The 17,086-nt window shown below is 41.3% G+C and carries 13 protein-coding genes; 11 read left to right on the top strand and 2 right to left on the bottom strand.

The features are described 5' to 3' along the window. Positions 1 to 159: 159 nt before the first annotated feature. Positions 160 to 1,518 carry a glucarate dehydratase gene (gene gudD / locus AC3ISB_RS21870; protein WP_179891116.1) on the bottom strand — a complete coding sequence of 453 codons (1,359 nt, stop codon included), beginning with the start codon at positions 1,516 to 1,518 and terminating at the stop codon, positions 160 to 162. A 31-nt stretch (positions 1,519 to 1,549) separates the two neighbouring features. Beyond that, on the bottom strand, positions 1,550 to 2,911 hold the full coding sequence (locus AC3ISB_RS21865) for an MFS transporter (RefSeq protein WP_489274281.1): 1,362 nt from the start codon (positions 2,909 to 2,911) through the stop codon (positions 1,550 to 1,552). Positions 2,912 to 3,232: 321 nt separating this feature from the next. On the opposite strand from AC3ISB_RS21865, the gene kdgD reads away from it, so the two are divergent. The 11 genes from kdgD to AC3ISB_RS21810 all read left to right on the top strand — a co-directional run bounded on the left by kdgD (position 3,233) and on the right by AC3ISB_RS21810 (position 16,878). Further along, positions 3,233 to 4,165: a 5-dehydro-4-deoxyglucarate dehydratase gene (gene kdgD / locus AC3ISB_RS21860; protein WP_489274279.1), complete on the top strand. Its 933-nt coding sequence runs from the start codon at positions 3,233 to 3,235 to the stop codon at positions 4,163 to 4,165. 17 nt (positions 4,166 to 4,182) lie between these two features. Beyond that, the gene (gucD, locus tag AC3ISB_RS21855; RefSeq protein WP_141994532.1) at positions 4,183 to 5,646 is read left to right on the top strand and encodes an alpha-ketoglutaric semialdehyde dehydrogenase GucD; all 1,464 of its coding nucleotides are present in this window, start codon (positions 4,183 to 4,185) and stop codon (positions 5,644 to 5,646) included. 87 nt (positions 5,647 to 5,733) lie between these two features. Then, on the top strand, positions 5,734 to 7,083 hold the full coding sequence (locus AC3ISB_RS21850; RefSeq protein WP_489274276.1) for a glucarate dehydratase family protein: 1,350 nt from the start codon (positions 5,734 to 5,736) through the stop codon (positions 7,081 to 7,083). Positions 7,084 to 7,293: 210 nt separating this feature from the next. Continuing rightward, positions 7,294 to 8,613: an MFS transporter gene (locus AC3ISB_RS21845; RefSeq protein WP_489274274.1), complete on the top strand. Its 1,320-nt coding sequence runs from the start codon at positions 7,294 to 7,296 to the stop codon at positions 8,611 to 8,613. Between the two features lie 147 nt (positions 8,614 to 8,760). Next, positions 8,761 to 10,296: a galactarate dehydratase gene (gene garD / locus AC3ISB_RS21840; RefSeq protein ID WP_480339718.1), complete on the top strand. Its 1,536-nt coding sequence runs from the start codon at positions 8,761 to 8,763 to the stop codon at positions 10,294 to 10,296. 180 nt (positions 10,297 to 10,476) lie between these two features. Further along, positions 10,477 to 10,929: a GNAT family N-acetyltransferase gene (locus AC3ISB_RS21835; RefSeq protein ID WP_098372449.1), complete on the top strand. Its 453-nt coding sequence runs from the start codon at positions 10,477 to 10,479 to the stop codon at positions 10,927 to 10,929. 113 nt (positions 10,930 to 11,042) lie between these two features. Next, a complete protein-coding gene (locus tag AC3ISB_RS21830; RefSeq protein ID WP_141994531.1) occupies positions 11,043 to 11,366 on the top strand; it encodes a hypothetical protein in 324 nt (107 codons plus the stop codon). Between the two features lie 65 nt (positions 11,367 to 11,431). Then, complete coding sequence (locus tag AC3ISB_RS21825; protein ID WP_489274271.1) at positions 11,432 to 11,908, top strand: VOC family protein; 477 nt, start codon at positions 11,432 to 11,434, stop codon at positions 11,906 to 11,908. Between the two features lie 44 nt (positions 11,909 to 11,952). Continuing rightward, positions 11,953 to 12,402 carry an ASCH domain-containing protein gene (locus AC3ISB_RS21820; protein WP_489274269.1) on the top strand — a complete coding sequence of 150 codons (450 nt, stop codon included), beginning with the start codon at positions 11,953 to 11,955 and terminating at the stop codon, positions 12,400 to 12,402. 103 nt (positions 12,403 to 12,505) lie between these two features. Further along, positions 12,506 to 13,204, top strand: a complete 699-nt coding sequence (locus AC3ISB_RS21815; RefSeq protein WP_489274267.1) for a polysaccharide deacetylase family protein — start codon at positions 12,506 to 12,508, stop codon at positions 13,202 to 13,204. A gap of 638 nt (positions 13,205 to 13,842) precedes the next feature. After that, on the top strand, positions 13,843 to 16,878 hold the full coding sequence (locus AC3ISB_RS21810; protein ID WP_489274265.1) for an efflux RND transporter permease subunit: 3,036 nt from the start codon (positions 13,843 to 13,845) through the stop codon (positions 16,876 to 16,878). Positions 16,879 to 17,086 lie beyond the last annotated feature (208 nt).

Below are 17,086 nucleotides of genomic sequence, written 5' to 3'. Positions count from 1 at the left end.
TGTAACCCCTTTTCTGTTAAATCCTTTATGTATTTATACTGTAAGACTAATTATATAATATAATACACTTATTTGCATGTGAGGAAGAGAAGATCTATACCCCAAAAAAAGTAAAATGCGCCGCTCTAAAGAGAGAGACGCACGCATTGTTGGAAAAAATCATCTGACAAGGCAAGGTGATTTTGGATTGAACTCCCATCCGGAAATCAGGTATTGCATCGCCATTGAATCATCACGGGCACCAAGTCCTTTTTGTTTATAAAGCTGATGTGCCTTCTCGATTTGTTCCATATCCACTTCAATTCCAAGTCCGGGCTTGGATGGGACATCGACCATTCCGCCGACAATTTTAAAAGGTTCTTTCGTCAAACGCTGCCCATCCTGCCAAATCCAGTGGGTATCGATCGCAGTGATTTTTCCTGGTGCGGCTGCAGCAACGTGTGTAAACATGGCAAGCGAAATGTCAAAGTGATTATTCGAGTGTGATCCCCATGTCAATCCCCAGTCGTTGCACATTTGAGCGACACGGACGGAGCCTTGCATCGTCCAAAAATGCGGATCGGCAAGAGGGATGTCCACGGATTGAAGTTGAATGGAGTGCCCCATTTGCCTCCAGTCCGTTGCAATCATATTAGTAGCGGTAGGAAGGCCCGTTGCGCGCCTGAATTCCGTCATGATTTCCCGGGCGGAAAAACCATTTTCCGCTCCGCATGGATCTTCCGCATAGGCTAAAACATGATGTTGATCCCGGCAAAGTTCAATCGCATCCTTAAGCAGCCAGCCGCCATTTGGGTCAAGGGTGATCCTGGCTTCAGGGAAGCGTTCCGCAAGTGCCGTCACCGCTTCGATTTCTTCTTCCCCGCGCAAAACTCCGCCTTTCAGTTTAAAATCATTGAATCCATAGCGAGAGTGGGCGGCTTCTGCCAAGCGGACAATCGATTCAGGTGTGAGCGCTTCCTCATGACGGAGGCGAATCCAGTCATCTGCCGCTTCAGGCTCGCTTAAATAACCAAGATCCGTTTTATTGCGGTCACCTACATAAAATAAGTAGCCCAGCATTTCCACCTTATCACGCTGCTGTCCTTCGCCGAGAAGGGCTGCAACAGGAACACCTAAATATTGGCCGACTAAATCTAGAAGTGCCGCTTCCAATGCTGTTACGGCATGGATGGCTATACGGAGATCGAACGTCTGAAGGCCGCGGCCTCCAGCATCCCGGTCCGCAAACTGCTTACGGATGGTATTCAGAATGTTGTTGTATGTCCCAATGGACTGGCCGACAACCAATTGTTTGGCATCCTCGAGTGTTTGGCGAATTTTTTCGCCTCCAGGAACTTCACCTACACCAGTATTACCCGCATTGTCTTTCAGAATGACAATGTTCCGTGTGAAATAAGGAGCATGGGCACCGCTCAAGTTCAGCAGCATGCCATCATGGCCTGCAACTGGAATAACGCTCATTTCTGAAATTACCGGTGTGCCGATTTTTACATTATCCTTAAGCATTTGATTGTTCATAATTCTTCCCCCTACCAGAATATTTAGTTAACTATGATTTTAACTCTACACGTTTAATTTCACCAACAAGGAATAAATAGCTGCAAATCGCGACAAGAGCATTGGCACATACGAAGACTAGCGCCCCATTAAATGATCCTGTCGTGGCAATGATGTATCCGATGATAATCGGTGTTGTAATGCCTGCAATGTTACCGAATGTATTGAAAAGCCCGCCACTGACACCGGACATTTCCTTTGGTGAGGTATCGGCCACTACCGCCCAGCCGAGTGCCCCAAATCCTTTACCGAAAAATGCTAGGGCCATAACGAATATAACCACCCATTCCGTATCTACATAGTTTGCAGCTACCAAGCTCATCGATAGAAGCATCCCAACAACAATTGGCAATTTTCGAGCGACAGTCAATGAGAATCCCTTCCGTAACAAGAAATCCGAGAATGTCCCTCCGAGAATGCCGCCAAAAAATCCACAAATGGCTGGAAGGGAAGCGACGAGTCCAACTTCAAGAATGGTCATGCCTCTTTCTTGTACAAGGTACACAGGAAACCATGTAAGGAAAAAGTACGTTAACGTCGTAATGCAATATTGTCCGAGATAAACACCTAACAGCATACGGTTTGATAAAAGCTGCTTAATATTATTCCAGTTGACGCCCTTCTTTTCCTCGTTATTTGTAGTGGTTTGATCCATATTGATCAAAGCGCCGCCTGCTTCGATATATTCAAGTTCAGCTTTGCTGATGCGCGGATGTTCCTTTGGGCCATATATCGTTTTCAGCCAGAAGAAAGCGACGATGATTCCTAAAGCGCCCATAAAGAAGAAGACGTATTCCCAACCAAATTTATACGTAATGTAACCCATGATTGGTGCAAAGAGAACGGTTGCAAAATACTGTGCTGAATTGAAAGTGGCAGCCGCGGTTCCGCGTTCATGGCTTGGGAACCAGGTAGCAACGATGCGGCTGTTGGCCGGGAAGGAAGGAGCCTCTGCCAATCCAACTAAAAAACGCAGTCCGAACAATACCATGACAGCCGTTCCGGCAGAACCGAGAAATCCGATAAATCCTTGTAAAAGCGTAAAGGTAGACCATAGCGTGATACTCCAAAAGTAAACTCTTTTTGAGCCAAAACGGTCCAAAAGCCATCCACCCGGAATTTGTCCAGCTACGTAAGACCATGCAAAAGCGGAGAAAACATAGCCCATCATGACTGAATCGAGACCAAGCTGACCAGACATGTCCGTACCTGCGATTGATAGCGTAGCACGATCTGCATAATTCAGAGCGGTAACCAAAAAGAGCATGAAGACAATGAACCATCGTGTCCGTGTTTTTTTCTGGGCATTTGGCAGTTTAGGAGATGCTTGAAAAACTTTTTCTTCAGCGTTCATATACTCACTTCCTTAAACGTATTTAATTATATTTTTTAGTTGATACCGCTTACAATGTTGGCCGATTCTCCCTTCGTGAAAATTCTAAATATTTAGTTTTGTCCAATGGTAAGACAAATAAAATTGTTTGTCAATGGCTTTTTTTATAAATCGTTTTTCATTTTTAGCACCTTAATTATCGTGTTTTTTTGTATATATTAGAAGCGAAATTATTGTGGGATGAGGTGGTGGTTTGATTTTTCAGAAAATAAAAAAAATACGATTGACCAGACGGTATATTTGTCTTACAATAAAACAATAATACACAAGGAGGAATAGAAAATGAATAAAATTCGCAAGGCACCTAAAGGGATTCTCGGATTTCCCGTAGCACCATTTACAACGAGTAATAAGCTTGATGAACAAGCACTTGCTCGTAATATCCAATTTTTACTAGATGGAGGACTCGAGGCTATTTTCGTAGCATGTGCAGCAGCGGAATATCCATCGTTAAGTAAAGAGGAATATGAAGCGATGATAGAGGTAGCCGTATCCGTTACGGCTGGAAAAGTCCCTGTATACACAGGGGTAGGCGGGAATATTCAAACTTCCCTGGAACTTGCCAGAATATCAGCGGATAGAGGGGCAGACGGATATTTAATATTACCTCCATATCTTGTTACTGGAGAACAGGCAGGTCTGGCGGCTTATTTCAAAGCTATCGCAGAGAGTACAGACTTAAATTCCATAGTATATCAGCGTGATAATGTTTCACTTTCAATTTCAACTTTGGAAGCGCTTGCTGAGGTCCCGCAGGTGGTCGGCGTCAAAGACGGTCTAGGCAATATGGAGTTGAATGGACTCCTTACACAAACGTTCGGAAAGCGTTTCGGCTGGCTGAACGGAATGCCGCTTGCGGAAGTTACCATGTCGGCCTACGTCCCACTTGGCTTTGACTCTTACTCATCCGCGATATCCAATTACATCCCGCACATCTCACGGAAATTCTATAATGGCATTTTGAGCGGAGATCAAGAAACGGTCAAAGAAATTTACCAACAGGTCATCATGCCAATCAACAATATTCGCCGTCAGCGAAAAGGGTATGCCGTTTCTCTCATTAAAGCAGGTATGGAGATTATGGGAATGCCGGTTGGGCAAACAGTCAGATTACCAATTCTTCCGGTGGAAAAAGAACATTATGCAGAAATGCAAACGATATTAGAGAATGCTTTAGATCGTTTTCCAAAAGAAACACCAATTCAATCAATCTAATAAGGGCGGGATTATATATGATAACTACAGTTCAAACAAAAACGTATCTTAACTATATTAATGGTGAATGGGTTACTTCCATTTCAAATGAAGTTGAAAAAAGTTTAAACCCGGCAGATAATCAGGCAATTGTCGGATTTGTACAGAAATCTGCCAAGGAAGATTTGAACCTGGCTGTGGAAGCGGCGAAAAAGGCGAAAGACAAATGGCGCAAACTAGCTGGTTCAGAGCGCGGGGAGTATCTATATAAAGTAGCGCATATTCTTGAAAAGCGGATTGATGAAATCGCAGAATGTGCAACACGGGAAATGGGTAAGACCTTTGCAGAAACAAAAGGGGAAACGGCACGCGGTATTGCGATCCTGAAATACTATGCAGGAGAAGGAATGCGTAAAGTGGGGGATGTCATTCCATCCACAGACAGTTCAGCGCTTATGTTCACGACGCGCGTCCCGCTTGGTGTAGTGGGCGTCATTACACCTTGGAATTTTCCAATCGCCATCCCGATCTGGAAGATGGCTCCTGCTCTCGTTTATGGGAATACGATTGTGGTGAAGCCAGCCACCGAGACGGCCATCACCTGTGCGAAGATCATGGAGTGTTTTGAAGAAGCAGGTTTACCGGCGGGTGTTATCAATATGGTCACAGGGCCGGGCAGTGTCATCGGGCAGGGCATCGCCGATCACGAAGATATAAACGGCATTACCTTTACCGGCTCAAACGGCGTTGGAAAAAGGATTGGACAAGCCGCGTTAGCACGAGGAGCGAAATACCAGCTTGAAATGGGCGGGAAAAACCCGGTAATCGTTGCAGCGGATGCGGATCTTAATCTGGCTGTAGAAGCAGTCATTACAGGCGCGTTTCGTTCGACGGGGCAAAAATGTACCGCGACAAGCCGTGTCATCGTTGCAGCTGAAGTTTATGAAGAGTTCAAGCAGTTGCTGGTGAAAGAAACGAAAGGCATTTCCATCGGGGATGGATTGGACAGCGGGACATGGATGGGACCATGCGCTAGCGAAAATCAATTAAAAACGGTTCTTTCCTATATCGAAAAAGGAGTCGAGGAAGGCGCTACACTTCTAACTGGCGGAAAGCGTGCTGAAGAAGGCACACAGGCTAATGGCTTTTATGTAGAGCCTACGATTTTTGATAACTGCACGTCAGATATGACAATTGTACAGGAAGAAATTTTTGGTCCGGTGATTGCTTTATTGAAAGCTGATTCAGTTGAAGAAGCCCTGCAACTTGCGAACAGCGTCGAATACGGCCTTAGCGCTTCGATTTTTACAGCCAATATCCAACATTTGCTTTCATTTGTTAACGATATGGAAGCGGGATTGATCAGGGTCAACGCCGAGAGCGCAGGCGTTGAATTGCAGGCACCATTTGGCGGCATGAAAAACTCCAGCTCCCACTCCAGGGAACAAGGAGAAGCAGCAAAAGAGTTTTTTACATCCATTAAAACGGTGTTTGTAAAATAATATAACGTGAATGCGATCAATAGATAACGTTTCGAATTAATGATTAGAGTACTTATGAGGTTAATAAATCTGGAAGGAAGTTAAATAATGAAATCGCACGGATCGCCAATTATTACAGATATGAAGGTTATTCCAGTAGCAGGCTATGATAGTGCGCTGCTCACACTAAGTGGCTGTCATGCTCCTTATTTTACTCGTAATATTGTTATTTTAGAAGATGAAACGGGGAATACAGGTATCGGTGAGATTCATGGCGGCGATGATATTACTAGAATGATAGAAAGTTATCGTCCATTTGTAGTAGGACAAGAGATTGCCGATTATAGAGGTTGTATTACTGCCATACGTAAAGGTGGTTTGAGTATAAAAGGTGACTCTGGTGAAGGGTTGCAAGGATTAAATTTAGCCAATTTGAAATTTGTTGTGCAAGCGGAAGCTGCTGTTGAATGCGCCATGATGGACTTACTTGGTAAATTTGTTAATAAACCAATTGCAGCATTACTTGGCGATGGAGGCATTCAACGGACAGAAGTTCCTTTCTTAGGCTATTTATTCTATATCGCGGATATGGAAAAACTCGATCTTAATTATTTACGTGAAACACAATTTAAGGATGATTGGGATCGCGTTAGACGAATTGAAACATTAACAGCTGAAGGAATTGTCGCTCAAGCAAAAGCAGCTAAAGATCGTTATGGATTTAAGAGTTTCAAATTAAAAGGTGGAGTGCTTCGTGGAGAAGAAGAAATGGAAGCGATTCAAGCTTTACATGAAGCATTCCCTGATTCAAGAATTAATCTTGATCCAAATGGTGCATGGTCATTGGAAGAAGCCATTAAGCTTTGCAAAGGTAAAGGAGATATACTTGCTTATATTGAAGATCCGTGTGGTCCTGAAGCGGGATTCTCTAGCCGTGAAATAATGGCTGAATTTAAGATTGCCACCGGTCTGCCTGTTGCCACAAATATGATTGCGACAAATTGGCGTCAATTCCATCATGCAGCAGCACTTAGAGCAGTCGATATTGTGTTAGCTGACCCTCATTTCTGGACATTGAATGGCAGTATCCGTATGGCACATGTATTAAATGATTGGGGCTTAACATGGGGGTCGCATTCCAATAACCACTTTGATATTACATTGGCGGCATTTACACAAGTAGCAGCTGCTGCGCCAGGAAATATTTCACCAATCGATACACACTATATTTGGCAAGATGGCCAAGAATTATGTGATGATCCATTACAAATTATAGATGGAATGATTAAACTGCCTGATAAACCAGGTTTAGGTGTAGAAATAAATATGGATAAAGTGATGAAAGCAAATGAATTATATCGCAGTCTGCCATATCATGATCGTGATGATTCAACTTCTATGCAGTATCTAATTAAAAAGTGGAAATATAACTCTAAGAAACCATGTATGGTGAGATAAACTTTTCGATTTAAATGAATGGTAATTACCATGAGTAAAAGAATGAATATCTCAATCTATTAAAGATGAAAATATTAACATTCTACTCATGGTAGTTGCTAAAAATACATGGATTGTAAGCCCTTACTTGATTACAATTCATTGAGAAAAAATAAAAGGTATTAAACTGAAACCATTTTTCTGAAAATCAAGAAAAAAAGGAGGAAGCTTATGAACAGTAGCGGTGCTCAACGCATCAACAATGAGACTGAACATCCTAAAAAAACCAATGTGCGTTTTACGATACTTGCAATGTTATTTATCGTGACCGTCATTAATTATATTGACCGTTCTGCTTTGGGTATAGCTGCTCCAGTAATGAAAGAAGACCTTGCTTTCGATGCAGTGAAATTAGGTGTTGCTTTTTCAGCCTTTAACTGGGCATATACTGCATTTAACATTCCAGGAGGTTGGTTACTAGATAGATATGGAGCACGTAAAGTTTATGGTGTTGCTTTATTATTATGGTCCACATTTACCTTTTTTCAAGGATTTATCAGCACCTTACTTGGATTATTCATTTTAAGATTCTTGGTTGGTATTACTGAAGCACCATCTTTTCCAGGGAATAGCAGATTGACGACGATGTGGTTTCCACAACATGAACGCGGACGGGCGGTATCGATTTATAACTCTGCACAATATTTTGGATTAGCACTTTTCACGCCAGTCATGGCATGGATATTACAAGAGTTTGGCTGGCACGATGTTTTCTTTGTTGCAGGAGGATTAGGTATCTTTGTAGCCATTTTATGGTTTGCATTTGTACGTGAACCATACAACCATCCACGTGTAAATCAAGCAGAAATCGATTATATTAATTCAGGTGGAGGGTTAGCAAATAAAGAAGAAAAAAGAAAAGTGAACTGGTCTGATATCCGTCTTTTGTTGTCAAACAGACAAATGGTCGGAATTTATATTGGTCAGTATGCGTTGAATACAATTGTTTGGTTTTTCTTAACGTGGTTCCCTACATATCTCGTAACGGAGAAGGGTTTATCTCTAATTCAAACAGGTTTTGCAGCATCGGTACCTTATATAGGAGCATTTTTTGGAGGTATCGTTGGCGGGGGCATTTCCGACAGATTATTGAAAAAAGGAAAATCGCTCGCTGTTGCACGTAAAACACCGATCATCACTGGGTTTCTTTTATCCAGCACAATCGTATTAGCTAACTTCACTTCAAATATTTTTCTTCTTATCCTAATCATGTCCATTGCCTTTTTCGCGAAAGGTTTGGCAGGTCTTACATGGTCTCTTGTCGGTGATATGGCACCAAAAGAACTTATTGGTTTAACTGGCGGTATTTTTAATACCATTGGGAATATCGCAGGTATTGTAACACCACTTGTCATTGGCTTTATTTTAGCCAAAACAAATTCCTTTAGCGGTGCCCTGATCTTTGTTGCCAGTGTATTGTTCATAGGAGCTCTATCCTACATTTTCATAGTAAATAAACCTGAAAGAATCGTATTGATAGATAAAAATTAACAGAAGAAAAGAAAACGAACTTTTGAAAAAAAATACGTACGTTTGAATGAAGTTCCCTAAAAGCATGAGGAATATAATTTAAGCCATTTTAAAATATATCTATATTAGACAATATGCTAGCTTTATTATATTGAAAGGGTTGGTAAAGTGGATACGAAAACGCAGCTGACAGAGGTACCGCTTTATATTAAGGTAAATGGGATGGACAATGTCGCCATCGTTGTTAATACGGGGGGCTTGGATCAAGGAACGGTTTTCCCATGTGGGCTTGAATTGAAAGAAAGAGTACCACAAGGTCACAAAGTAGCTTTAATGGATATATTCGAGAATGAAGCCATCATACGCTATGGGGAAGTTATCGGTTATGCAGCTAAATCAATCGGTAAGGGCAGTTGGATTGACGAGTCACTGGTGATGCTGCCGGCATCTCCAGATTTAAAGGAATTACCGGTGGCAAATGATATACCCAAAACTTTGCCCCCACTTGAAGGATATACATTTCAAGGATTCCGCAATGAAGATGGCAGTGTTGGAACCAAGAATATATTAGGGATTACAACAAGCGTTCAATGTGTAGTAGGCGTGCTGGATTTCGTCGTGAACCGGATAAAAAAAGAGCTTCTTCCGAAGTATCCCAATGTTGATGATGTTGTCGCCATAAATCACAACTATGGGTGCGGAGTCGCAATCAATGCACCTGAAGCGGTTATTCCCATTCGCACGATACAGAACCTTGCGAAACACCCGAATTTCGGCGGGGAAGCCTTGGTAGTTGGACTGGGGTGTGAAAAACTGTCTCCAATGAGGATAAATCCAAGCGGGGACGATTCAGATATCATTTCACTTCAGGATCAGCAGGGATTTGCGGGAATGGTCCAATCAATTATGGAAATGGCCGAGGAACGTTTAATCAAGTTGAACCGCAGGCAGCGGGAGACGTTTCCGGTTTCCGAATTAGTCATCGGCACGCAGTGTGGAGGAAGTGATGCATTTTCCGGTGTGACAGCTAACCCTGCAGTAGGATATGCTACAGATCTGTTAGTTAGGGCAGGGGCAACCGTTTTATTTTCTGAAGTCACAGAAGTGCGGGATGCGATTCATCTATTGACGCCCCGTGCAGTGAATGAAGAAGTAGGGAGAGCGTTAATAAAGGAAATGGATTGGTATGATAAATATCTTGCTTTAGGTGAGGCCGATCGAAGTGCCAATCCGTCGCCAGGAAACAAAAAAGGCGGATTGGCCAATGTAGTGGAAAAATCATTAGGCTCCATTGCCAAATCCGGAGGCAGCCCCATTTCAGGCGTACTGGCTCCAGGTGAAAAAGCAACGGAAAAAGGGCTGATTTTTGCAGCTACACCAGCTAGTGACTTTGTTTGCGGAACGCTGCAGCTCGCTTCCGGCATGCACCTTCAAGTTTTTACAACTGGAAGGGGCACACCTTATAATCTGGCAATGGCTTCCGTCATCAAAGTATCTACACGAAATACATTGACCGAGCAATGGAAAGATCTGATTGATATAAATGCAGGAACTATCGCTACAGGTGAGGCAGCCATAGAGGATGTCGGGTGGGAAATATTCCACCTCATTTTGGAAGTGGCCAGCGGTAAAAAGAAAACCTGGGCAGAGCATTGGGGCCTGTATAATGATTTGGCACTGTTCAACCCTGCGCCAATTACCTAATAATGATTTACTAAGAAGGACTTCCTTTTAAAAGGGGGCCTTTTTTTGTTGGTCCAATTTTTAAAGCTGTCATTATTTTTCCTCCAGAAAAGAGGACCGCCTAACTTTTAGTTGAAGTTATTATGAAAGGTTGGTTTCCATCATGACGAAAAAAGGGCGATACTGAACTGGAGGGATATTATGGTCACATTCAGGAATGCGACAGTAAAAGACTTAAGTGAAATAGTACGGATGCTAGCGGATGATGTATTGGGGAGGGAAAGGGAACGCTATGAAAATCCCCTTCCTGAAAGCTATCTAAAAGCATTTGCATCCATTGATGCAGATGAGAATAATGAATTGATCGTAGCATGTCTTGGTAAGGAAATCGTTGGGGTGCAGCAAATCACGTTCACTCCATATATTACCCATCAAGGCGGTTGGAGAGCAACGATCGAAGGGGTTCGGACGGCATCTTCAGAACGAGGGAAAGGCATTGGAAGCAAGTTGATTCAATATGCGATTGACCGTGCCAGGAAGCGGGGCTGCCATATCATTCAGCTGACGACCGATAAAAAACGGGAAGAAACGCTGCGATTTTATGAACGTTTAGGATTTAAAACCACTCATGAAGGCATGAAAATGAAGCTTTAATTCACCGTCTTTTGACCCCTTTTTCTGTGCACAACAATTTGTCTGGTATTATATGTTAAAATTATTTGTGAGATATTAATAGATGTGCAGGATCTGATGAAAGGGTGTGCTCGATGGAAAACGAAGCATGTATTCAGAAGAGGTACGGTGTAATTAGTTTTACTTCATTCATCATTGGAATCATTTGCTTTTTTACTGTTTTTATTACACCTATTAGAATGGAAAATATCGGGAGCATGACGGGTCATTATATAACTTTTTTCCTTACGATTGCCGGCATCGTCCTCTCTGTTATAGGAATTTTGAAGAAAACGGAGAAAAAAGTGATCCCGATCATTTCTTTGGTTTTTTCCTCGTCATTCTTTATATTTTGGGTTATCTTCATCACTTTGTTGTTAACTGGGGAAATAGAATTACCCAGTAGATCAATAAGATAAAGGGATTGAACCAGAATGGTTATGAAGCTTCTGGGGAGATAGATCTGACAAAAGGTGGTTTTTCAATGATAAGAGGTTTATATGAAGCACATTTACCGGTTCGTGATTTGAAACGTTCCATTGAATTCTATGAGGGGCTTGGTTTGCAGTTAGATCATAAGGTTGAAGACAACCTGGCTTTTCTATGGATTGAAAAGGACAAAAGTTGGTTGGGGCTTTGGGAAACGGAAAAAGTGGAGGTTGAGTATCATCCCTCCCTACGGCATATCGCTTTTCAAGTATCATTGGAAGATCTAAAGAGCTCAGTCGCATGGCTTGAAGATAGAGGCTATGCGCCAAGAGAGGCTTTTGGATTTAAACCAATTGAACCTTTCGTGATGCCTCACGGGGAATATGCCCACGCTAAAATTCACTTTAATGATCCAGACGGAAACAGTTTGGAGTTTATTAGTAAACTGGAGAATCCAAAAAAAATCACGAATCGTATGTATTTAAGTGAATGGGAAGAGATAAATGAATACAGAAGTAAAAAAAGCGAATGACAGATGGGCGAAAATTTTAAGAATAAGAATGGGAGAATCATAGAATGAATGTCAAAGCGGAATTATATTGGAATGAATTTTGGCAGGGGAAAGACGAAGAAAAACCCCAGGCAGTCGGTGCATGGCAATTCGGGGCCGATCCCGATCATTTGGCTCAATTAGTGATGGATGGGAAAAAAACGGCTACGTGCTCTGGGTATGTTTTTTATGAAGAAGAAAATGAACCATTACCATCCGTGGGTGATTACAGCATTATTTTGAGCAGTGAGGATGAGCCCTTAGCCATCATACAAACAGTGAAAGTCGAAGTATTGCCCATGAATGAAGTGAGTGAAGAGTTTGCGATTGCAGAAGGGGAAGGAGATCGAACCTATACATACTGGTGGGATGCTCATGAAAAATGGCTGAAAGAAGAATTGCACAAAATAGGCCACACCTTTAAAGAAGATATGCTGCTGGTTTGTGAGCGTATTGAATTGATACATGTAAAGTGAATGCAGATGGTTTTTACGGAAGTGAGCAATAAGTGTTTTCGTTCAGTGATTTGCTATAATGGGTCATTGGATTAAAAAACTTATAGAAAGATAGGTATTTGCCATGAAAAAGAAACTGATATTCATTGGATTGGGAATCCTGGTTGTTTTCCTGCTATTGTTTGGTACGTATAAATTAATGAATTCGAGAACATATCAGGTATTCGGAGGATTGACGGATAATGTCGAGACGAATGAAAAAGTGGTCGCTTTGACTTTTGATGATGGCCCATCGAAAAATGTGAATCAGATCCTACCGTCATTGGCTAAATACGATGTGAAAGCTACATTCTTCCTGATTGGTAACGAAATCGAAAAGTACCCAGAGGAAGCGGAGAAAATAGCGGAAGCAGGACATCAGATTGGGAATCATACGTATTCCCACAAGCGAATGGTTTTTAAATCGCCTTCTTTTATCAAGGCGGAAATCGAGAAAACGGATAAATTAATTCAGAACTCCGGATATAAGGGTGGAATTGACGTCCGGCCACCAAACGGGAAAAAAATCATAGGTTTGCCTTATTATTTAAATGAAAATGATAGAGAGACCATTACCTGGAATCTGGAACCAGATAGCTATTACACTTCCGCTTCTGACAAAGTGAAGTATGTGAAGGATAATATAAAACCAGGTTCAATCATCCTGATGCATCCGATGTATGATGATACGGGTAAAGAACTTCAAGCGATTGAAGGGATCTTACAAGAGTTAACGAACGAAGGGTATACATTTGTAACGGTCAATGAACTTCAAGAAATGTAATTTCAAAAAAATCGGGTTGCTGCGGCAACCCTTTTTTATTTGATACAGAATAGTACAAAACGTGGGCTGCATATTGTTTCTTAACGGAATTCGTTATAAGGGCATGCATTCGCATGAATGTTTCCTTAGTGTTAATAAAGCAATTTAAAATGGGGCTGGTTACTTGTATCGAAATAAATATACCGCTCTGATCATCATTTTGTGTTTCCTGTTATTCCTATTTCTTGTCGTGCTCCTTTTTCGCCACATCACGGTATACTTCGTTTATAGCTCGGGCATCGGCCCGTTATTGTTTATCGGGGTAATGGTTTTGGCTATCGTTATGCTTTTTTTCAAAGGATATAAATAGGTTTGTACAATTTGAACGTTGATTTCCTCTCCAGGCACTCGCTTTTCCCGCAGGAGTCTCGTACCTTACGATCCAATCAACTTTGTTTTGATATTTAGATAGAACTCCTTTTGCCTAAAAAATGGAGGCTGCTGCGGCAGCCTTTTTTATGTGGAAAAAAGTTCTCCGTATCGAGAAACATAAAAAAAATAAAAATCAATAAAAAATTAACACTCCAACATTAGTAATATATGGTAATATTTGAAATGGAATTATTTTCTTATAAATTATATTCAGGGGTGATTAGTACGTGGAGTTTTTTACTAAGTGGTCATTTAAGAACAAGGCTGCCGTATCATTGGTAACCATTTTTATTTTGTTGATAGGTGTTGTCAGTTATTTTAAACTGCCGATGGAATTTTTACCAGCTGCTGATAATCCACAAGTTACGATTATCACAATGGGGCAGGGAACCGATTCGAAAACGATGGAAGCACAAGTTACAGATCCGATTGAAAGAGCAGTCACTGGAGTTAAGGGAAAGAGTTCAATTTACTCCACCACGGGAGATGGATTTTCAAAAGTAGATCTATTCTTTGAAGCCGGATCGGATATGAAACAAGCGAAACTTGATGTTCAAGAGGCTTTAGGCAGTGTAGCATTGCCACAAAGCATGACAAAGCCTACTGTTACACAGTTAAATACATCTATGATTCCCATTTCATTTGTTTCCGTTACTTTTAAGGATGGATTAACAGCTGAAAATATAGACTTTACCAAGAAGGAATTAGAGCCTCTGTATAAAGATATTAAAGGGGTTTCGGATGTACAGACATTTGGGGTTTCCCAATCCGTTCTTTCAGTCAAAGTGGATAATGAAGAATTGGCTAAAAAGAAAGTCTCCATTCAAGATGTCATGAACGTCCTTAACGGTCAGAATGCAGCTTTGGCCGTAGGCGAAAAAGTGATTGATGGGAAGGCAAGTAACATCAAGGTTATCGGGGATTTAACAAGTATTGAAAAATTAAAAGCGTTAAAGCTCACTCCAAATGTCACACTTGGAGAGATAGCAAAAGTTGAAGAAGCGAAGGATGGCAACCTCATCAGTCGTTTTAACGGAAAGGAAAGCATTGATTTAAGCATTATCAAGGACAGTCAATCAAATGCTGTCACAATCAGTAAAGAGGTTGAAAAAGTAGCTAAAGAAATTAATGAAAAGTATAGTGACCAGAAATCGACCATTTATTTATCTACAGCTGATATGGTGGAGACTTCCGTTCAGACGATGGTAAAAGAAGTTCTGCTAGGTGCGCTATTCGCCACGATTGTAATCATGGTCTTTTTACGGAATGTACGATCTACATTCATTACAATCGTATCCATACCGCTATCTCTTGGCTTTACGTTATTTTTGCTATCATTGTCGGGAGTGACGCTGAATATTTTGACGCTGGGCGGTGTCGCTGTAGCGATCGGGCGCTTGGTGGACGATAGTATTGTTGTTATTGAGAATATTTTCCGGAAAATGCAGCAGGAGAAGATTTCAATCGAATTGGTGATGGGTGCAACTAAAGAGGTGGGAGTGGCGATAACAGCTTCAACCCTTACTACTGTAGCCGTTTTCTTGCCGGTTGCTTTATTGAATGGAGGACTTCAAGAGTTTCTTCTTCCATTCGCTTTGACTGTCACTTATTCTTTGCTGGCTTCTTTAATTGTGGCATTAACGGTCGTTCCGTTAATGAGTGCAGGATTGCTGAAAAGGACGGAGCTGCCAAAACATCGACCGGCCAAGCGTTTTACCAAGCTGGTTACTTGGTCACTAAACCATAAATGGGTTGTCTTGATTGTTGCTATGCTGTTGTTTGTCGGTTCCATTGGTACATATTTTGCCATGCCAAAAGGGGCGATTGATAATTCTTCAGCAGACTATGTCTCCGTGACATTAACTTATCCAAATGATCAGCCCTATGAAAAAGTGAAGGAAAAAGCGATTGAACTCGAAGAAACGATGCAGGGTATGAGTGAAGTGGATAATATTTTCATGCAATTAGGTAACTCTGCCGAATCAGCACAATATGGCGAAGTCACATCACCTACAGAAGCAATTTTCGGCATCCTGGTGAAGGATAAAGCAAATGTAGATTCAATCCTGAAAAAGATGGAAAAGGAACAAGAAAACTATCCTGATGCGAAGCTTACGGCCACCGCTTCCTCATTTATGATGGGGGCATCAAAGACGAACATTACGATAGACGTGATCGGCAGTAATGTTGAAGATTTGGAACTGACGGCCAATAAGGTCAAAGAAAGTATAAAGGATATTAAAGGAATTGAAGAAGTAACAACGAACCAAGACGAAAAGAAAACCATATATTCATTCAAGGTAGATCCGGCTAAAGGCAATACAGAACAAATTGGTCAGCAATTAGGTATCATGCTTAATAAAACGCCTATCGGAAATATAACTTTACAGGATAAGCAGACACCTGTCGTCCTTGAACCAATCTTAGATCCTAAAAAACCAGAGGATTTAAAAAGTATTCCGATCATGACAGATGGCGGTCTAGCCCCAGTCTCAAAGGTCGCTTCTTTAAAGAGCGAAGAGAGTGCAACAACGCAGTTCCATAAAGATGGGGAAACATATCTTCAATTGACGGCAACGGTAGATCCGACTAAGCTTTCCGATATTGCAAGTAAAATAAATCTTGAGATATTTGGAGATAAGGAGAACAAAGGTCTTGATATTCCGAATGATGTAGAAATTTTAGTCGGGGGAGCCAGTGCTCAGCAGACAGATGATTTTTCCGATTTGTTCCTTACGATGTTAATATCAATCGGCATTGTCTTTTTAATCATGGTTATAACATTCAAATCGATCAAAGCACCGATCGCCATTCTATTTTCCTTGCCATTCGCTGCCATTGGAGCGGTATTAGGATTGGTTATCAGTCGAATTCCAGTCGATATTACAGCACTGCTGGGTGCTCTCATGTTAATTGGAATTGTTGTGACAAACGCGATTGTGCTTCTGGATCGAGTCAAACAAAACGAAGAAAAAATGATTATCCGTGATGCGATCGTCGAAGCGACAGCTACAAGGTTCCGTCCGATCATTATGACGGCTGTAGCAACGATTTGTGCCATGCTGCCACTTTTATATAAAAAAGCGGAAACAGGAAGCTTGGTTTCACAAAGTTTAGCGATCGTTGTCATTGGCGGGCTAGCTGTGTCTACACTGCTCACACTTATCGTCATTCCATGTATATACGAATTGCTGCACTATAAAAAATCGAAAAAACAGAGAAAGAAAAAGAGAGAACCCGTTAACGAACAAATCGAGATGTAATAATAAAAAGTTTGTAGTGAAAGTAACGCTTTCTCTACAAACTTTTTTTCTAAAATAGTACATGGTTTTACGTTTTTTAAAAATAATGGTTGACTTTCTTTTGACCTGTAACTAAAATGGTTACAGCAGGGGATGATATAATCGGCTGTGCAGTTACTAATTGCAATGTTCTTATATTAATATTTTTTTTGGTCTGTGTTGTAACTGA

It is taken from the genome of Peribacillus sp. GL_122 (assembly GCF_057835005.1).
This window is presented reverse-complemented; position numbering and strand designations above follow the sequence as displayed.